Origin of the sequence: Rossellomorea arthrocnemi, from assembly GCF_904424705.1 — a bacterium.
Taxonomy (GTDB): Bacteria; Bacillota; Bacilli; order Bacillales; family Bacillaceae_B; genus Rossellomorea; species Rossellomorea arthrocnemi.
Genome location: NZ_CAJGBF010000009.1, coordinates 117,569 through 136,613 on the forward strand (window position 1 = coordinate 117,569; position 19,045 = coordinate 136,613).

At 39.7% G+C, this 19,045-nt stretch carries 17 protein-coding genes and 1 other annotated feature; of the genes, 5 read left to right on the top strand and 12 right to left on the bottom strand.

What is annotated here, in order from left to right:
* Window positions 1-106: 106 nt before the first annotated feature.
* The 4 genes from BAA9072_RS13770 (at window position 107) to BAA9072_RS13785 (ending at window position 2,731) form a co-directional block, all read left to right on the top strand.
* Complete coding sequence (locus BAA9072_RS13770; protein WP_201715265.1) at window positions 107-748, top strand: lytic transglycosylase domain-containing protein; 642 nt, start codon at window positions 107-109, stop codon at window positions 746-748.
* A gap of 253 nt (window positions 749-1,001) precedes the next feature.
* Window positions 1,002-1,403, top strand: a complete 402-nt coding sequence (locus tag BAA9072_RS13775) for a globin domain-containing protein (protein WP_201715266.1) — start codon at window positions 1,002-1,004, stop codon at window positions 1,401-1,403.
* Window positions 1,396-2,262: a ClpXP adapter SpxH family protein gene (locus tag BAA9072_RS13780; protein WP_230980866.1), complete on the top strand. Its 867-nt coding sequence runs from the start codon at window positions 1,396-1,398 to the stop codon at window positions 2,260-2,262. Before BAA9072_RS13775 ends, BAA9072_RS13780 begins: the two co-directional genes overlap by 8 nt.
* 280 nt (window positions 2,263-2,542) lie before the next feature.
* The gene (locus BAA9072_RS13785) at window positions 2,543-2,731 is read left to right on the top strand and encodes a hypothetical protein (RefSeq protein ID WP_201715319.1); all 189 of its coding nucleotides are present in this window, start codon (window positions 2,543-2,545) and stop codon (window positions 2,729-2,731) included.
* A 108-nt stretch (window positions 2,732-2,839) separates the two neighbouring features.
* Here BAA9072_RS13785 and pepF read toward each other — a convergent pair whose 3' ends face one another.
* The 12 genes from pepF to BAA9072_RS13845 all read right to left on the bottom strand — a co-directional run bounded on the left by pepF (window position 2,840) and on the right by BAA9072_RS13845 (window position 17,853).
* A complete protein-coding gene (gene pepF / locus BAA9072_RS13790; protein ID WP_201715268.1) occupies window positions 2,840-4,663 on the bottom strand; it encodes an oligoendopeptidase F in 1,824 nt (607 codons plus the stop codon).
* A gap of 88 nt (window positions 4,664-4,751) precedes the next feature.
* The gene (locus BAA9072_RS13795; protein WP_201715269.1) at window positions 4,752-5,936 is read right to left on the bottom strand and encodes a competence protein CoiA; all 1,185 of its coding nucleotides are present in this window, start codon (window positions 5,934-5,936) and stop codon (window positions 4,752-4,754) included.
* A 92-nt stretch (window positions 5,937-6,028) separates the two neighbouring features.
* Window positions 6,029-7,534 carry a cardiolipin synthase gene (gene cls, locus BAA9072_RS13800; RefSeq protein WP_201715270.1) on the bottom strand — a complete coding sequence of 502 codons (1,506 nt, stop codon included), beginning with the start codon at window positions 7,532-7,534 and terminating at the stop codon, window positions 6,029-6,031.
* Between the two features lie 119 nt (window positions 7,535-7,653).
* Window positions 7,654-8,325: an adaptor protein MecA gene (gene mecA, locus BAA9072_RS13805; RefSeq protein WP_201715271.1), complete on the bottom strand. Its 672-nt coding sequence runs from the start codon at window positions 8,323-8,325 to the stop codon at window positions 7,654-7,656.
* Window positions 8,326-8,677: 352 nt separating this feature from the next.
* Window positions 8,678-9,073 carry a transcriptional regulator SpxA gene (spxA, locus tag BAA9072_RS13810; protein WP_032089161.1) on the bottom strand — a complete coding sequence of 132 codons (396 nt, stop codon included), beginning with the start codon at window positions 9,071-9,073 and terminating at the stop codon, window positions 8,678-8,680.
* A gap of 431 nt (window positions 9,074-9,504) precedes the next feature.
* Window positions 9,505-10,077, bottom strand: coding sequence for a GNAT family N-acetyltransferase (locus BAA9072_RS13815; RefSeq protein ID WP_201715272.1), 573 nt, complete (start codon window positions 10,075-10,077; stop codon window positions 9,505-9,507).
* A 293-nt stretch (window positions 10,078-10,370) separates the two neighbouring features.
* Window positions 10,371-11,570, bottom strand: coding sequence for a putative glycoside hydrolase (locus tag BAA9072_RS13820; RefSeq protein ID WP_408015240.1), 1,200 nt, complete (start codon window positions 11,568-11,570; stop codon window positions 10,371-10,373).
* A 478-nt stretch (window positions 11,571-12,048) separates the two neighbouring features.
* Entirely contained in the window at window positions 12,049-12,984 is a 936-nt protein-coding gene (locus BAA9072_RS13825; protein ID WP_201715273.1) for an ABC transporter ATP-binding protein, read from the bottom strand.
* Window positions 12,984-14,054: an ABC transporter ATP-binding protein gene (locus BAA9072_RS13830; RefSeq protein WP_201715274.1), complete on the bottom strand. Its 1,071-nt coding sequence runs from the start codon at window positions 14,052-14,054 to the stop codon at window positions 12,984-12,986. The genes BAA9072_RS13825 and BAA9072_RS13830 overlap by 1 nt, the downstream gene beginning before the upstream one ends.
* Window positions 14,055-14,072: 18 nt before the next feature.
* Window positions 14,073-15,098, bottom strand: a complete 1,026-nt coding sequence (gene opp3C, locus BAA9072_RS13835; RefSeq protein WP_201715317.1) for an oligopeptide ABC transporter permease — start codon at window positions 15,096-15,098, stop codon at window positions 14,073-14,075.
* On the bottom strand, window positions 15,098-16,027 hold the full coding sequence (gene opp3b / locus BAA9072_RS13840; protein WP_201715275.1) for an oligopeptide ABC transporter permease: 930 nt from the start codon (window positions 16,025-16,027) through the stop codon (window positions 15,098-15,100). The genes opp3C and opp3b overlap by 1 nt, the downstream gene beginning before the upstream one ends.
* A gap of 173 nt (window positions 16,028-16,200) precedes the next feature.
* Window positions 16,201-17,853 carry a peptide ABC transporter substrate-binding protein gene (locus BAA9072_RS13845; RefSeq protein ID WP_201715276.1) on the bottom strand — a complete coding sequence of 551 codons (1,653 nt, stop codon included), beginning with the start codon at window positions 17,851-17,853 and terminating at the stop codon, window positions 16,201-16,203.
* Between the two features lie 510 nt (window positions 17,854-18,363).
* On the opposite strand from BAA9072_RS13845, the gene BAA9072_RS13850 reads away from it, so the two are divergent.
* Window positions 18,364-18,747 (top strand): DUF3899 domain-containing protein, encoded by a 384-nt coding sequence (locus BAA9072_RS13850; protein ID WP_201715277.1) that lies wholly within the window; start codon window positions 18,364-18,366, stop codon window positions 18,745-18,747.
* A gap of 43 nt (window positions 18,748-18,790) precedes the next feature.
* Window positions 18,791-19,023, top strand: a binding site (T-box leader).
* The last annotated feature ends 22 nt before the right edge of the window (window positions 19,024-19,045 follow it).

A 19,045-nucleotide genomic window follows, 5' to 3' on the forward strand; every position in this document is an offset into this window, starting at 1 on the left:
ATAGAATGAAAGGATCTTTTCTCAAAGATTGTTGTTTAAAACAGAGAATGATGCTCTGTTTTTGTAAGTATTCACCAGAACAGTTTAAATAAGAGGAGCTATACACATGAATGTTCAGCAGTTGAAAACGATGATGGAGCTCCAAGCACTGAACAGCTTGGGTTCAGTATCCACGATTCAAGATACAACTGGTCAAACGAATGACTTGTTTCAACAACTATTATCACATGCCATCCAAAAGAGCCAAAATAATCTAAATATGAATCAAACCCTGGGGGCCGTCAATGAAGGACTGATCTCAAATCCATCCTCATCGGGGACAACAAGCATTCGCCAGCTTTCCATGGTTAACAAGACAAACTGGAATACACCTCAGGAAATCGATGAGATCGTCACCCGGGCAGCGGATCACTATGGCCTGCCTAAAAAATTGATTCAAGCCGTTATTAAACAGGAGTCCAATTTTAATCCGGCTGCCGTCAGTCCTGCAGGTGCCACGGGGTTAATGCAGCTCATGCCCAGCACCGCAAAAGGTCTTGGAGTCAACAACATTTTCGATCCCGAAGAAAATGTATTTGCCGGCACAAAGTACTTGAAACAGATGCTCGATAAATACAATGGGGACATCCACCTTGCACTCGCCGCCTACAACGCAGGCCCTGGAAACGTTGATAAATACAATGGTATCCCACCTTTTAAAGAAACCACCACATATGTAAAAAAAGTGACGGATCGCTACTTTGCATAAAGGTCCCTCTTCACTTTTAAGGCAGGCCTTACTTCAGGCCTGCCTTTTCTTTCCGGGACCACATACCTAATCCGATGGACCCCCATTAACTTATCAACCTTACCCCAACTATTTCATAAAAATGGAGCATAGAGCGATGAAAGGAGGCTACACTAAAATAGGAATAATCAGTCGATGTAAGGCGATTTGTTTGAGATATGGATAAATGCTTGCTAGAATAAACATACAATCTAAGTAAAAAGGAGTCATTCTTATGGTCGAGAAACCACAAATGCCTTATAATCTTATCGGCGAAAAGAAACTCTCCATGCTCGTTGAAGCTTTTTATAATAGAGTATCCATTCATCCTGAATTAGCACCGATTTTCCCGGATGATTTAACCGAGACAGCACGTAAACAGAAACAATTTTTAACTCAATATTTAGGTGGGCCGGCTCTTTACACAGAAGAGCATGGACACCCTATGCTGCGTGCCAGGCACCTTCCTTTCCCCATTACTGAGGAACGTGCCAAGGCTTGGTTAAGCTGCATGCATGAGGCTATGGATGAGGTCAATCTAGAGGGTCCAGTAAGGGATGACTTTTTTCACAGACTCGTATTAACTGCCCACCACATGGTAAATGCGACGACATCAAAGGGTTCTGCCATTGACTAGTACAAATAGCTGGCATCACCTTAAAGGGTGTGGGCGTGACAAGAAACCTCTGGAAATATATATGTTTGTTGACCCTCTTTGCCCGGAATGCTGGGCACTTGAACCAATCTTAAAGAAATTGCACATTGAGTACGGACAATACTTTCGGATCCGCTATATCTTAAGCGGACAGCTGGCCTCCTTAAACCTTGCGACTAAGCGGAAACAGGAGGATTTAGCTCAGCAGTGGGATAAAACAGCAAGTCGGTCTGGAATGTCGTGTGACGGAAGCCTGTGGATTGATAATCCGATTGATTCTCCATATCTGGCTTCTTTTGCCATTAAAGCAGCAGAACTTCAAGGAAAGCATTCGGGGATCCGCTTTTTACGTTTTTTACAGGAACGGTTATTCCTTCAGAAACAAGATATCTCCAACATCGAGGTCTTAAAGGAATGTGCTCTGGCCGCCAAGTTGGATCTGAATGAGTTCATGAACGATATTAACTCTTCTTCTGCATCCAAGGCGTTTCAGTGCGATGTTAAAATCACGTCAGAGATGGAAGTGGAAGAAATTCCGACCCTGGTCTTTTTCAATGAGAATATAGAAGATGAGGGATTAAAGATCACTGGTTTGTATTCTTATGAGGTGTATGTTCATATTATTCAAGAAATGCTTGCAACCAAGCCTGAGAAACAACCCTTACCTCCACTGGAAGTATTCATGAAATATTATCGGGTTGTGGCGTCGAAGGAAATCGCCGTTGTATACGATTTATCAATAGAAGATGTAGAAAAGCAAATGAAGAAATGGACACTTCAGCAAAAAGTAAAAAAGCTCCCTGCCAAGCATGGAACATTTTGGAAATATCTCAACCGTTGATTATATTAGAATAATTAAAACATCATAAAAACAGGAAAAACCGATGTTGTTTCCAACATCGGTTTTTCAATACGAACAAAGGGGATGGGAGAAATTTTTCACGGTCAAACAAAGGGGTATATGTTTGCTTGTGATCAACTTCACACTGATAATATATCACGTTTTCACTTGTATTGGCAAGTTGTTTGTATGGTATTTCACAATATTGTCAAAATCGATACATGTTCGCCTCCTCTACCTCATATACATGGTTATAAGACAACGTTCGGAGGGAATTGATATGCTTGCAAAAATGAAATATGGAATCTTTCTCCTGCTGATCCTGATCAGCTTCTTTATAAACATCCTCGGTCTCATGCACCTTGTGCCGGTTTATATCACATCACCCATCCTCTTTCTATCACTCCTCCTCTTCATTCACTCCCTTGGTAACCGTAACCGCTTCAGGGGCTTCAAATCAATGAAATGAGGGACGGACCTTTACTATCAAACGATCATCAACTGCCATAAACAACTAACACCCCGTCTGAAGGGAGTTGCCCTTCAGACGGGGTGTTTCTTTAAGAAGTGACGCTTACTACTGTAACTTTTCCAACAGTTCTTCCATTTCATTCAGCTTTTCCTCAAAGACTTTACAAGCATCTTCCACAGGCTTGGATGTCGTCACATCCACTCCTGCCTTCTTCAACACTTCAATCGGATAATCTGAACTTCCTGCTTTCAGGAAGTCGATGTAGCGTTCCACAGCCGGCTCGCCTTCTTCCAGGATCTGTTGACTTAGAGCCGTTGCAGCTGAAAACCCTGTGGCATATTGATAGACATAGTAATTGTAATAGAAGTGCGGAATTCGTGCCCACTCCAACCCGATTTCTTCATCAATTGAAATATCATCCCCGAAATATTTTTTATTCAGTTCATAATATTCTTTAGTTAAGAACTCAGAAGTCAGGGCTTCTCCTTCTTGTGCCTTCTTGTGAATATGATGCTCGAATTCAGCAAACATTGTTTGACGGAAAACGGTTCCTCTGAATCCCTCCAGATAATGATTCAATAGATACAATCGTTTCATCTCGTCATCGATTGTATTCAAAAGGTAATCATTCAATAAAGCTTCATTGCAAGTGGATGCCACTTCTGCCACAAAGATGGAGTAATGACCATACGTGTACGGTTGGGAACTACGAGTATAGTAGCTATGGACACTGTGTCCGAATTCATGGGCCAGCGTAAATAGATTGTTCACATTATCCTGCCAGTTCATGAGGATATAAGGGTTGGTGCCATATGCCCCAGATGAGTATGCTCCGCTTCTCTTTCCTTTATTTTCGACTACATCCACCCAGCGATTTTCAAAGCCCTCTTTCAACACATTGGCATACTCATCACCAAGGGGCTTTAAGCCATCCAGGATCATGTTCTGTGCTTCGTCATAGCTAATATCCATTTTGACTTCCTTTACAAGAGGCGTATACAAGTCATACATATGAACCTCATCCAAACCCAACACTTTCTTGCGAAGCTTCACATAACGCTGAAGCAAATGAAGGTTCTTATTGACCGTATCAACAAGGTTATCATATACTTCTTCGGGTATATTATTATTAGATAATGCTGCATGTCTTGCAGAATCATAATGCCTTACATTCGCGATGAAGTTATCTTTCTTCACTGCACCGCTTAAAGTCGAAGCAAATGTATTTTCGAATTTTCCGTACGTTTCATATACCTTCTTAAAGGCTTGTTCACGGATACGGCGATCACTGCTTTCCAGGAACCGGATAAATCGTCCGTGAGTAATATCCACTTCTTCGCCGCTTTCATCTTTAATGCTCGGAAACTCAAGATCCGCATTGTTCAGCATACCAAACGTATTACTTGCAGCACTGAACACTTCAGATGCCTGCGCCAGAAGCGCTTCCTCTTCAGCGGAAAGAACATGGGGACGCTCTAAATTAATTTCCTCTAAAGCATGCTTATACTTCTTCAGCTCTTCTTTCTCTTCAAGAAAACCTTGGAGCTTCTTTTCGTCTATGGAAAGGACTTCAGGAACCACATAAGCAAACTTGCTTCCTAATTGTGTATAAAGACTCTTGGCACGGTCATCGAGTCCCTGATAATATGAATTGGTCGTATCCTGGTCATAGCGCATATGAGAATATGTATAAACCTTCCCCATACGTTCCATGATTTCATCCTGGAAAGCAAATGCTTTATAAAGCTGAGTTGCACTTTCACCCAGTGTTCCTTTAAAATCATCGGCCTTCTTTGTTAACACTTTGATGTCTTTATATTCTTTTTCCCACTCTTCATCACTTGCGAAAATATCTTCCAATCTCCAAGTCAAAGCTTCCTCTACCTCTTTTCTACCAGGCAGACTTTTAGTAGCTGTATCTTTTGACATATACATCCTCCATTCTGAAATCTACAGAAAATTCCTTATAGTTACATTCTCTCTCATCTATGAATTTCCTGCAACAATACAATCTTAGTTACAGCTTTTTTAATATATGCTTCCATTTAGGAAAAAAATCATGCCTATGCTGTTCAAATGCAGAAAAATGATCTGGGCAGCTCCAGGGTTCAGTTAGCTGAAATTGTGTATTGCTTATCCTTTTAATCACGTTCACTTCTTCCAGTAGTCTTAAATACCCCCTAACAATTGTCTTTATACCTTCATCTTTTTTAAGTAACGGCAGGGAACGGAGCTCGATATACCCTTTAGTGAGTCTTCTACCTAATACTGTACACACTCTTCCCTCTGAAAAGAAGCGATCTTTTTTTAAACAGTCTTTCCATATATAGTATTGCCATTCCACCTCGTGATTTTTAATACGGATGCCATGGGGGGTAACCGGCATACCAATATACAGAGGCAGATACAAAAACGTATCCCCTTCCCCATACACTTCCCTTAAAAGCACATCTTTCCTCCCATTATTATAATGAAGTTTGTTGTAAATCCACTTCATTCTATGGTGGTACCATTTCGTAAAGGAATAGGGGTGATGAAAGGGGCCGTCTGGAATGAGTAAAGGGAGAGTGAATTGCTCGACAGGAATGGTAATGGGGCATGAACTCATAAATGCCGTAGTCGAAACCGGAAGGAGATGAGTGTATAGTTGAAAGCTGCTTCTTTCCGGAAGAAATTGAAGAAGGAAGTAGTCTAAGTGAGGCGAAAACCGGATAAATGCTTGTTGAAAGGAAGATAGATTCAGGAGTTCTTTATGCTTCAAAGGTTGAGTAAGAATCCAAAACGGGGTGATTCCCTGGCGAAGATACCCGCGGGTACGCTGTACTATTTCAGGAATCGGAATGACGGAACACTGAATTTCAATAGCAATCTCTCTGGAATCTGTTTTTACATATATATCGGCGATTTGCTTAAGCTCCTTTATATAATACTCAAGCCTGACACCTGCATAGAGAGGACTTATCCTGTCATATAAAAGCTGCTTGCTTAATAGATGTTTAGGGGACTCATGCATTGCCACCCTACAATTAGAATGGGAAACATGGGCAAAATGCGGGATGTTTTGGCTACCGATGCGAAGCTTTAATACAGAAGAGCATTGAGGGCAAAGAAACGACAAGCCTTTCCTTCTGAACCTTCTCAATTCCTCCCTGGAATAATGGATCGTGGTAAATACCTGACGATTTAGTAAAGCAGTTAACATAGAACACCTCCTCTTACCATTATTCGCCAAAGATCGAGGATTTCCTGCAAAAAAAAAGCCTTCAAGCTAAAAAATCACTTGAAGGCAAACCTTTATAAAAGAGGAGACATTAATCGGGAAGTGGATTCTAAGATCCTATATCCAAGATGTCTCTTTTGGAATTCTTCAAACTGTAATTCTTCCGATTCCTCTAAATCATGCAGATATTCCTTTACAATGGAGGCTGTACTCTCTGTTTTGTACAAAAATGCATTGACTTCAAAATTCAAATGGAAACTTCTCATATCCATATTCGATGTTCCAATCGAAGCCATTTCCTCATCGACTATCACAATTTTACTGTGCATGAATCCCTTTTGATACTCAAAAATACGGGCACCGGCTTCAAGAAGATCCGGAAAATATGACCGGGATGCATGGAATACAATTCGTTTATCCGGTTTATGAGGAACCAACAATCTTACATCGACACCACTTAAAGCCGCAATCTTGAGGGCTGAGAAAATGTCTTCATCTGGAACGAAATAAGGAGAAGCCACCCACACACTCTTTCTCGCCGAAGTGATCATTGAAAAGAAAATATTCTTTAATACGCTTAATTCGTTATCTGGTCCCCCAGCGATCATCTGAACTCCGCCATCGTTGGCATTTTCAAGTGGGTCAGGACTTAAATAACCAGGAGTCAGGAAGTCATCGTTCGTCATATAATACCAGTCTTGAAGAAAGATCAACTGCAAGGTACGCACTGCCTCTCCCCTGACAAATAGATGCGTGTCCCTCCAAAAGCCGAAATGCGGATTCCTGCCTAAATATTCATCACCGATATTCAATCCCCCCACAAAACCGACACTTCCATCGATGACAATGATCTTTCGATGATTTCGAAAATTGAACTTGTTATTCAAAACGGGAATTTTCACAGGTCCGAACGCCACCACTTCAATTCCTGCATCTTTTAGTTCAGTAATATATTTCTTTGATAATTGCCAGGCACCAACGGCATCATAAAGAAAGCGGATTTTTACTCCATGATTGGCTCGTTCAATGAGAATATCCTTAATTTGATTTCCTATATCATCATGACGCACTATATAATATTCCATGTGAATATGATGCTTGGCCGTCTTCAACCACTTTAAAATTTCACCAAAAGTCTCGGTACCATTGGTAAGCAATTTCGTTTCACTCGAAAAAGAAATGGCACTATTCCCAATTCTCTGTGCCAGCTGAAAATGTTTCTCCTGAAATAAACCAAACATATCAGCATTTATTTCCTTTGGGCCCGGCTCAAATTTATTATACGTTTCCTGATCCAATATGTACTTCTTCTTATACATCTTTTCTTTTCGATAATTTCGTCCAAATAATAAATAAAATATGAATCCCAAAAACGGAAAAGCCCCTAATACGACCAGCCATGTCAACGTTTGGGTAGGATGACGATTTTCAAAGAAAATAAGAAATCCAATAACAATGACCGAGAATGTAAAGACAATACTAAAATATTTCACCATCCCGGAAAGAAACTGATCAAAATAGAAAATATAACTTAACACGAGTACTGCGATAAATAAAAGGACCCTTACTGTATTTTTCATACGTTTAACACCTTCCACCGGCTTAATCAATGACTGGTCTTCGAGAGAATATCTCCCTTAGAACAAAAGAGTGAGGAAATATAAAAATACCGATTTCTAAATGAAACCGGTATTGATCCTTACGAAAAATGTTCACTCAATGTCTTGAAGATATTTTCATGGATGACCACTTTCCCATACTCTTCAAGACGATGAACGGTCATGCGTGACTCATCAGCGTATTCAAGCAGTATACTTAGCGTATTGTCGATATCTTCTTCTGAAAAGTGCTCTTCTGAAAATTTAACGTAAATATAATATCTATCTTCGAATGCAAGCAGCTTTGTCTCTAAATGTTCCAAAGGCATATCTTTCAAACGATGGGATAGAGAAATCGCATCTTCAAAATCATTGAATTTCAACGTGAAATCCAACACCACTTCCGCTTCCCCGTCTTGATCCTGTTTGATCTGGAAGTGCTGATCCAAAAGCTCCTCTATACGTTCATCGACAGGAAGTTCCTTTAGCTTATCCTCTGGAATAGGAAGCTCAAATCGTTGACCATCCTTTGAAACCTGAGCTCGTGTAACAAGTACCTCAAGCCCTTTATCTAACGCCTGAACTTGAATCCAAAGCGGTCCTTCAATTCCGAAATCTTCTTCCTGATGAACTTCATCCATCATTTCCCAGAAGAGTTCTTCGCTTCTTTCGCGATTATACCAGATTTCCTCGCGGTCAAAGCCGCGATCTTCTATATCCCCATAAGAAATATAGAACTTGACGGTATTTTCGTTTATGCGTTCGATTTCCAATTAACACCTCTCCCTTCTTGCATGATGTTGGTGAAGGGACTACACCCTCTGAGCATAAATGCTCTATTGCTGGTGAAGATAGAAGATACATGTAGGTTAGTTTGTACCTTGTACTTCTATTTTATGATATAACCGCAGAAAATGGAATTAAACTAACACCCATTTTTGTCTCACAAATCCCATTAGGTGTTTTTGACATTTTAGCGAATATTTGCAGAAAATTCAAGTGATAATACTTAATCTAATAATAAAAGGGGTTGACCCGAAAGGATACGCAACGTTCCTTAAAGGGTCAGCCCCTTTTACTTATATATTCCTAAGCATCAAAAATGCTCGAGAATGCATTGATTTTTTAGTTTACCATTCTCTGTGCTTCAAGAAGTTGGAATGTACGAACCTTTCTTGGAAGGAATCGTCTGATTTCATCCTCATTATACCCTACCTGCAGACGCTTTTCATCAAGAATGATTGGACGTCTTAGAAGACCCGGGTTTTTTTGAATCAGTTCGAACAACTCTTGCAGTGGTAAAGTTTCTAAGTCCACATTAAGCTTTTGGAATGTTTTAGAACGGGTCGAGATGATTTCATCTGTTCCATCCTCAGTCATACGAAGGATTTCTTTAATTTCATCAATGCTTAATGGCTCGGAAAATACGTTACGTTCTGTATATGGAATCTCATGCTCTTCTAACCAAGCTTTTGCCTTACGACAAGATGTACAACTAGGTGAAGTGAATAATGTAACCACGAATCATTCACACTCCCTTAAGGATTTTTTATAATATAGAGTATTTTATTTAAACATTTACTGTTATTTAAAATTAGTTTAAATAAGAAATCTCTATTATGTATTATACATGAATTACTGTCCCTTGAACATAGTTTTAACTAATTTGTCAAATTTCCTATACATAGGTTTAACATAGTTATAAAAACTGATTCTATTATGGGTATACCCGGTACAACTTGTGCCTAAACATGACATATTACATTTTCATTTAGAAAACCTTATTGCGAATAGACAATAAGGTTTTCTTAGCTTTAGGCAGGTTTCATCACCTTTGTGACTATTCATCGTAAAGCTTGTTTTTCCCCGGGGGGTGATTTGAGACTGCCCTGCCTTTAGAGTCTCACCTGACTAGCCTCCGGGGGACGAGAATCAAAACCGACTATTCGTTTCTAGAGATCTTTTAATACATCTCCATCACGTTCTTCATCTAACTTTAATACCTCTTCCACAGGTTGATAAGAGGCACCATAAAATTTTTGATCATTATAGGTATGAATCAACTCATACGTTTTTTTCATGGAATCGAAGATAAGGTCTTCCGATTCATGATGGGGAGCCCAATAAAGGATTTCCATTTCATTTATTTCGTTTGTGGCAAGTGAACGGCGGGCATATCCGATACTGACAGCATGTTCGAAACCTTCACGCTTATAAAACTTTAAACGCTTTTCAGTATCACTGTCATCATAGTCTACGGGCTCTACTTCCAGAATTATCGCCTTCTTCTTTTCCTTTAACTGATCAAGTAATTTATGACCCAGGCCTTGTCCCCGGGCATCCTTTGAGACAAAGAGATAATCGATGAAGATAAAGTCTTCAAGTTCGGCATACATAAGCACATGATGAGGGCCCTCATCTTTGTGATAGATGTCGCTTCTTTCTTTTAGCAGTGATTCAAGATGTTCTTTTGATTTCATTTCCTCTACAGGGAAATATTGATTTAATTTTTCATACCAGTGCATGGATCTACTCCTTCAAGTGAATTTTTAAATGACTTTGACTAACGGGATACCATTATGATTCTCAGAAAAAATAGGTTTATGTTAGATGTTAGTCTTATCCGTGGGATAATAATACGGAATCACAGGCTGAACTGCCCATGAAGGGGGTAGTGTGGTTGAAAGCGGTTAATCTTACCAATATATTTATCATAACAATATTTGAACACTTTTTCAAATGCAACGCTATGTTTCAGCAGGTGACTACCCTTGAATTAAAAAGACTGACCTGCATGGTTACAGGTCAGTCTCTTTTATTAAGGAGTGTAGTCTACGCCTTCAGTGTATGAATTACCCGCGTCCCATAGAAGGAATTCATTGATTCCTTGATCATTTAACGCTTTGATCTGCGCCTCCACTTCAGCTTTCCCATAAGCTTTATAATTCCCGCTGCCCAACCAGGAAGCGGTGAAATCCTGGAGCCATGGTCTGGATATCGGCTTATTTTTCAGTTCGGCTATTTTAGCTTTTTCCACCTTGGAGTATTCAGTCACTAATTCATAAGGTTGTAAATCCGGTTTTGCTATCCCGAAGTAAGGAGTCCAATGACTTGGATAAATCATCGATGAGATCACATCGACATTTTCAGATATCTTCGAGAAATTCTGGCCGATACCGGGTGCCTCTGGAAGTGTTGCCGTATACCCGAAAATATCAACTGACACTTTCACACCATAAGGTTCGAGCTTTTGATGGGCATATTCCACGAAGTCAGTGACGGCATGCACACGTTTTTGTACATTATCGGAGTTTTCTTTTGCATATTCCCCACCGTCATAAATAAGCTCATCATCCCGTTTCTCGAAACCTTCGGGGAAACGGACATAGTCAAACTGAATTTCCTGGAATCCCATTTTGGCAGCTTCTATGGCAATACCAACATTATAATCCCATACTTCTTTCAGGAATGGATTTACGAAGGAATCCCCTCCTCCATTTGACCAGACCTTATTTCCATCTTTAAAGGACAATTCCGGTCTTTGGTTCGCCAGTACCGTATCCTTGAACACAACCACCCTGGCAATCGGATAAATTTTCTTTTCTTCCAACGTCTTTAACATCGCTTTAGGATCTTTAATATATGGCTGTCCCACTTTAGCATATGGGGAAGACTCTTCCGGTTCATAAGTTACGTTCCCAACGTCATCTTTTATGTCAATGACCACCGCATTTAGATCTGTATCATCCATCAATTTCGTGAGAGTATCAAATCGTGATCCGCCAGCAGAATGCGCAGTGACATATACTCCTCTAACGGCATCCGGATACTCAAAGCTCAGACCGGAATCATACACAAACCGTGGTACAGGGCTTGTTATCTCTTTTTTGCCCATTAAAAACGCTCTCTTCTCGTGGCTTTTAGCCGATCCTTCTTCAGCAGCGCTGGCTGATTGAAACGGCATGACGCACAGTGTGACTAAACATAAAGATGTCGCTACCTTATTCCATTTCAAAATGAACCTCTCCTCTATTAAATAAGCTTTCTTGTAAAATATGTAACTCCATATTCTATTCTAACAAGGAAATTACTTGAAAGAAAAGGGTTAATCCACCTAGTCTGTCGAAATTTCCAAGGAAATGAATATTCTTCAATATATACTATGATATTCATACAATAAAAGAATATATCAATGAAAGAGGCCGGGACATAACTAAATCGTTCTAATCTAAAAACGAACGATTCATATTAAATAGTCTTTAGATTCACTTGTTACACCGCTGCCCGAATCTGTGCAAGACTTCTCTTTCCTCGGGCGGAAGACGAGCCTCTTCCTGTCCTCAAGATGTCCAGCTAGAAACAGCAATACAATATGTATGCTTTATTAAAAATAATAAAAATCCGAACGATTTCGATTTTCCTAAAAGAATTTCGAATGATCGTTCGGATTTTCCTTGGACTAAAACACTTTTGTCTCAGCCTTTTTGTTATTGTCTTTAATTTTTGTATGATGCTTTATATTGCGCAAATTCCTTCTCAGAACAATATACGAAATGACCAGGAACCACTTCGCGCATTTCAAGGGTATCATCCTCTGTATAGTTATGAACAGACGGATTATACTCTTTTCTTCTGCGAGTGCGCTCATACTCGGGATCCGGTAACGGAATCGCTGATAGAAGCGATTGAGTATATGGATGAAGCGGGTTTTTGTATAGTGCATCACTTGTCGTTAATTCTACGAGTTTCCCATAATACATCACGCCTATGCGGTCACTGATATATTTAACCATAGAAAGGTCATGGGCGATGAATAAGTAAGTTAATCCTTTTTCCTTCTGAAGTTCCTGCATCAGATTAACTACCTGTGCTTGAATCGAAACGTCCAGGGCAGAAATCGGCTCATCGGCAATGATGAAATCAGGATCCACTGCCAAGGCACGGGCAATCCCGATACGCTGACGCTGTCCACCGGAGAATTCATGTGGATAGCGGCCGGCATGTTCTTTATTTAGTCCCACTGTTTCAAGAAGTTCGTGGACTTTTTTCAAACGCTCTTCCTTAGAAGTAGCTAATCCGTGAATGTCAATTCCTTCAGCAATGATATCTGCTACCTTCATCCTTGGATTAAGGCTTGCGTAGGGATCCTGGAAAATCATTTGCATTTTACGGTTGAATTTCTTTAATTGCGAGCGTGATTTTTTACCATGAACATCCTCACCGTTAAAGAGAACCTGACCGTCTGTCGCATCATATAAACGAATAATTGTACGGCCAGTCGTTGATTTCCCACAACCTGATTCTCCTACGAGCCCAAGTGTTTCCCCTTTATAAATATCAAAACTGATATCATCTACCGCTTTAACCATATTCGGTTTTCCAGGGTTGAAGTACTGTTTTAAATTCTTAATTTCTAATAATTTTTCAGCCATTATGAACGAACCCCCTCAACAAGTACCGGCTCTTGATAGTTTGACGGCATTTGTCTTTGTCTAACTTTAACCGCTTCTGGAGGCTCAACCTGAGGAGCACTCGGATGCAATAACCAGGACTTAACATAGTGAGTGTCTGACACCTGATAATATGGCGGCTCTTGTTCGAAATCCACCTTCAATGCATATTCACTTCGCAAAGCGAAGGCATCTCCCTTTGGCGGATTCAATAAATCAGGAGGTGTACCCGGAATCGCAACTAACTCCTGTTCACCTTCTGTATCGGTTGTAGGCATAGAACCGATCAATCCCCAAGTATACGGGTGACGGGGATCGTAGAATATTTCATCTACCGTTCCCGTTTCAACAATTTGACCACCATACATAACCGCGACACGATCTGCAACATTGGCAACTACGCCAAGGTCATGAGTGATGAAAATGATGGAAGTATCGATTTTATTTTGAAGATCCTTCATCAGTTCAAGAATCTGCGCCTGAATCGTAACATCCAATGCGGTTGTCGGTTCATCGGCAATAAGAATCTTAGGATTACATGCCAAAGCAATCGCGATGACGACACGCTGACGTTGCCCACCTGAGAATTGGTGAGGGTATTGTTTAAAACGTGTTTCAGGGCTAGGAAGTCCTACCAGCTTAAGTAATTCAATGGCACGTTTCTTTGCATCATTCTTATTCATATTTTGATGTTTCACGAGTGGTTCCATAATTTGCTTACCAATTGTCATCGTTGGGTTCAAAGACGTCATAGGATCCTGAAAGATCATCGAGATATCTTTCCCACGGATCTTTTGCATATCCTTTTCTGGAAGCTTTGCCAAATCTTTTCCTTCAAAAAGGATTTCTCCACCTTTAATGAATCCTGGCGGGTTTGGAATAAGTCTCATTAGAGCTTTCGTTGTAACCGATTTACCAGAACCGGATTCTCCAACGATCGCTAATGTTTCACCTTTATCTAAATGGAAATCTACACCGCGGACAGCCTGAACTTCTCCTCCATGCGTATTGAAGGAGACGTGTAGATCTTTCACTTCTAGTATTTTCGACATAATAATATCTCCCTTCGATTACTTTCGCATTTTCGGATCTAGCGCGTCACGCAAACCGTCTGCCATTAGGTTAAAACTTAAGATAACTAATGAAATGACAGCTGACGGTACCAACATCATATGTGGGAATGACTGAATAGATTTATATCCATCATTCACCAATGATCCTAGAGACGCTTTTGGAGGAGCAATCCCTAACCCGATAAAACTTAGGAATGCTTCAGTATAAATGGCTGAAGGAACAGTAAACATTGTAGTGATGATCACAGGTCCCATTACGTTCGGCAATAGGTGTTTAAAGATTAATCTGTTGCTTGTTGCACCAAGGGTTCTGGATGCTAAGACAAACTCTTGATTCTTTAATTGCAATACCTGTCCGCGAACGATACGCGCCATTCCTGTCCATCCGGTTATTACCATCGCCATCGTTATTGAAAATATCCCAGGTTCGAATATTAATATAAAGAGGATTACAACAATTAAGTTTGGTATACCCACTAAAATCTCAATGATACGTTGCATGATATCATCGACTTTTCCTCCATAATATGCAGAAATCCCACCATAAGAAATACCAATCATAAAATCAATGATCGCTGCTAGGATACCAATATATAGTGATATACGGGTACCACTCCAAGTACGTGTCCATAAGTCCCTACCTAAATCATCGGTACCAAACCAATAATTTTCTTTCACTTGTCTAGCTTCATAAACATCAAAGCCATCTGCGTCTTTACCATCAAAAGGGAGCCAACTAACGCCTGAAAGCGCTTCAATTTTTGGAGGTAGTTTTGCATGGCGAATATTTTGATCGCTGAATTTAAAGTCGTTCATTCCAGGACCAAAAATAGCGAAGAAAATAATTATTGCAGTGATAACCATCCCTACAAGTGCACCCTTATTCTTGCGCAAACGAATCCATGAGTCCTGCCAGAAATTCAAACTTGGACGTGAAATTTTTTCTGCCTCGTCTTCACTAGCCTGTTGAGGTTGGAAGAGGTCCGGACTAAGTTGCTCTAATTTCTTTTTGTTTACTTCCATCATTTCTTCCCTCCAGCTAAGCGAATACGTGGATCAATGATTCCATATAAAATATCTACTAAGAAAATAACACCGATGAATAAAGCACTGAAGAATAGGGTAATCCCCATAATAACTGTGTAATCATTCGTGTTAATTGATAATACGAATTGTTCCCCTAAGCCAGGAACAGCAAATATTCTTTCAACTACTAATGACCCTGTCATAACTGCTACAGTCATAGGCCCAAGAATCGTAACAATCGGAATCATCGCGTTTCTTACAGCATGCTTTACAATTGTTCCTGTTTTTGAGATACCTTTTGCAGTTGCCAGTAAGATATAATCAGAGTTTAATATTTCCAGCATTTCTGTACGCATAAATCGAGCAATGGTGGCTACAACACCCACCGTCAGTGCAAGTGTCGGAAGTATGGTATGTTTATATTCGCCCCAAAGAGCAACAGGCAGCCATTCTAGCTTGACCCCAACATAATACTGTAATAGTGCTGCGAACACAAAGGAAGGAATCGATATCCCCAACACAGCCATAAAGGTAGATCCATAGTCTAACCATGTATTGTGTTTAATTGCAGCAATAATTCCAACCAAAAGTCCTAAAAACGTTCCTAATACCATGGCTTGAAATCCTAAAAGTGAGGAAGGACCAATACGACTGCCAAGAATTTGTGTAACTGGGCGATTATCATATTGGAAGGACAACCCTAAATCCCCTTTTGCCAACCCGACCATATAGTTAACATATTGTTCAGGCAGCGGGTCGTTTAGACCGTATTTATCCAGGATGATTTGTTGTTGTTCCGGAGACAGCCTTTCTGTGTTTTGCAGTGGAGATCCAGGCAGGAGCTTCATCAGAAAGAAAGTGGCGGTTGCAATGATAAGCAAAGTGATGATCATATAGACGATACGTTGAATAGTATATCTGACCATTCTTTAGCCCCCCTTTTTTTATCTTATTTTTTCTACATTTTTTATTATAGCCTTTTTCGACAAATTTTCAATGTATTTTTATTTTTTAGATAATTATCGACAATCACTGGAAAAGGAGAGCATATGCTCATGCATACGCTCTCCCTTTAAAGGTGTGTCTACTGAGTTAACAATTACTCAATTGAAGCCCATTTGTATGAATAGTCTGCACCAAATGAATGACGTAGAACATTCTTAACATACGGACGTTCTAGATAAGAAACGCCTTTTTGGTACATTGGGCTGATCGCTTGATCATCAAATAGGATCTTTTCTGCGTCAACCATTGCCTGCCAACGTGCATCTAAATCGTCAAGAAGTTCACCTTTAGCTTGTTCAATTTTCTTATCATATTCAGGATTAGAGTAACCCATTTGGTTATGAGCACCGTCAGTCACGAACATGTCAACGAATGTCATTGGATCTGGATAGTCAGGACCCCATCCAGCGAATGAGAAGTCATATTGACCTTTAGTTTCTAACTCAAGCTTTTGCTTGAATGGTTGAGCCTTGATTTTAACAGTTAATCCTTCAAGGTTTTGCTCAAGTTGTTCTTTTAAGAATTCACCGATTTTCTTAGAACTGTCAGAGTCGTAGTTTAATAGTTCTAATTCAATAGAATCTTTACCCAACTCTTCTTTTGCTTTAGCCCAGTATTCTGACGCTTTTTCAACGTCAAATCCACCAAAATCGCCTACCGCTTCACGGTATTCAGTTCCATCAGGACCAGATACGAAATCTTTTGGTACTAAGTAGTTCGCAGGAATTGATCCGTTATTAAGAAGAACGTCAACCATACCCTGTTTGTCATAAGCAGAATCGATTGCTTTACGAGCGTTAACATTTTTCAATACTTCATTACCCTGGTTTAAACGTAAGAAGTATACAGACGTTGCTGCTCTTGTTTTGAAGTTTTCATCAGATTTGTACTTATCAACGAATTCAGCTGATAGACCAGCGATATCCGCTTTGTTTGTTTCATAAAGGTTTACACCAGTAGCAGTATCTTTAACGATGTTGAAGTTAACTTCTTTCAACTTCACATTTTCTGCATCCCAGTAACCGTCATTTTTAGTTAATTTGAAGCTTTGTTCATGCTTCCACTCAGAAAGTGTGAAAGGACCATTATATACTACTGTATCAGCTTCAAGACCGAACTTATCTCCTTGAGCTTCAACGAATTTCTGGTTTTGAGGATAGAATGTTGCGAAAGAAAGTAAAGCTTTGAAATATGGTACTGGTGTTTCAAGCTGTACTTCTAACGTTTTTTCATCAGTTGCTTTAACACCTAATTCTTCAACAGGTACGTCGCCATTATTTACTTTAGCAGCGTTTTTGATATCGTACATGATGTACGCATACTCTGCACCAGTATCAGGGTTTAAAGCTTTTTGCCAAGCGTAAACGAAGTCGTTAGCCGTAACCGGATCTCCGTTAGACCATTTTGCATCACGGATCTTGAACGTGTATGTTTTACCGTCTTCACTGATTTGTGGTTCTTCAGCAGCCATACCAAGAACTGCCTCGTCATTTTCACCTAAACGGTAAAGACCTTCTAGTACGTTGTTCATTACGTTGAATGAAACAGCGTCAGTTGCCAGCGTGGAATCCATTGATGGGATTTCAGATGACTCCAGCAGGTTAAGTACTTGCTCTTTCTTTTCGTCAGAACCGCCCGCACCTGATCCCTCTTCATTGCTTTCAGTCTTCTTGTCGCCGCCACAAGCAGCTAAGAAAGTACTGAGAGCCAGAAGAAGAACCAGCAAGAATGAAAACTTTTTCTTCATCTTGAAATTGACCTCCTCGTAAATCTCATATTTATTTATCTTCTAATTTTCAGAAGATTTGTTACTTATTATACATGATAGAGAAATTATTGCAATATGAATTTAACAGTTTTTTTGCTAAATAATCAGATTAATAGGTATATTGATGTTTAAATCCTTTAATACCAGCGTTTTCGGTAAACATTTTAGAGAGTTCGCCCCATTACAATTGTTACAATTGTAAATGATTAAGCCCTGAAGTTCTTTTACAGTTTGTATGATATTTCTTTCAGCGATCCACCGTTTCTATTATAAATATTAGATAGTCGGACTAAATATAAATAATAGAATTAATACTTATTTCACTCTGCATGAATGTTGGAAATATGTTGCTGTTCTTTTGTATGCCGGTTGCGGACTTCTGTTGTCACTCCTCATACACCTCTTGATAAATTGAATATATATAAACGAGGATTGAATTCTTCTTTATGCTTCATGTATACTTTTGATAAAAACATTTTAAGGAGCATTATGAAACGAATTAATCTGTTCTATATATTTACATCTCTTTTATTCGTCACTGCCGTTGTGACGGCCTTACTCCAGGAAAAAAATCTGCTTCTTTCTATTATAGACAGCATGTTTGTAATCGGAATTGCATATATTAGTCTCGGTGCTCTCCTTTATATTTTCGAAAAGGGATTTTTCAACGGCATCGTGTATGCACTTAAGAGATTCCGCAACAGCACGAAACAGGGAAAGTATATTTCACAATTCGACGATATAGACGAGATGAAAGAAGCTCATGAAGAATATGGGGTTCAGCGTTCCTACTCTATTACACGGTCCTTTTTGCTGATAGGAGGACTCACATTCGCTCTTTCCATCCTTCTGTCCTATCTTTTGTATACTTGAATTCAATTGTTTTTTTTTATATAATACCTACATATAAATGAAAGTATAAGCGTAGATGAAGAGTAGTACTTTTCTATATGATTTCAAGAGAGCTTGTGAATGGTGCAAACAAGCATTCATTTGAAAAGGAATGGACTTCGGAGCTTTATTTGTGAAACGGAGTAGCATATAACGGGGTAACTTCACGTTAAAGAGGTTCCATGCAGATCATGGACTAAGCTGACTCATACGAGTACTTAGGGTGGCACCGCGGAAATGATCCCATTCGTCCCTATTTTTCATAGGACGGGTGGGTTTT

Coding starts and splice junctions, on each gene's coding strand:
- BAA9072_RS13850 (WP_201715277.1), top strand. CDS start 18,364: ATGAAACGAATTAATCTGTTCTATATATTTACATCTCTTTTATTCGTC.
- BAA9072_RS13785 (WP_201715319.1), top strand. CDS start 2,543: ATGCTTGCAAAAATGAAATATGGAATCTTTCTCCTGCTGATCCTGATC.
- BAA9072_RS13770 (WP_201715265.1), top strand. CDS start 107: ATGAATGTTCAGCAGTTGAAAACGATGATGGAGCTCCAAGCACTGAAC.
- BAA9072_RS13830 (WP_201715274.1), bottom strand. CDS start 14,054: ATGTCGAAAATACTAGAAGTGAAAGATCTACACGTCTCCTTCAATACG.
- BAA9072_RS13825 (WP_201715273.1), bottom strand. CDS start 12,984: ATGGCTGAAAAATTATTAGAAATTAAGAATTTAAAACAGTACTTCAAC.
- opp3C (WP_201715317.1), bottom strand. CDS start 15,098: ATGGAAGTAAACAAAAAGAAATTAGAGCAACTTAGTCCGGACCTCTTC.
- BAA9072_RS13845 (WP_201715276.1), bottom strand. CDS start 17,853: ATGAAGAAAAAGTTTTCATTCTTGCTGGTTCTTCTTCTGGCTCTCAGT.
- BAA9072_RS13815 (WP_201715272.1), bottom strand. CDS start 10,077: ATGCACTGGTATGAAAAATTAAATCAATATTTCCCTGTAGAGGAAATG.
- BAA9072_RS13795 (WP_201715269.1), bottom strand. CDS start 5,936: ATGTTAACTGCTTTACTAAATCGTCAGGTATTTACCACGATCCATTAT.
- opp3b (WP_201715275.1), bottom strand. CDS start 16,027: ATGGTCAGATATACTATTCAACGTATCGTCTATATGATCATCACTTTG.
- cls (WP_201715270.1), bottom strand. CDS start 7,534: ATGAAAAATACAGTAAGGGTCCTTTTATTTATCGCAGTACTCGTGTTA.
- BAA9072_RS13775 (WP_201715266.1), top strand. CDS start 1,002: ATGGTCGAGAAACCACAAATGCCTTATAATCTTATCGGCGAAAAGAAA.
- pepF (WP_201715268.1), bottom strand. CDS start 4,663: ATGTCAAAAGATACAGCTACTAAAAGTCTGCCTGGTAGAAAAGAGGTA.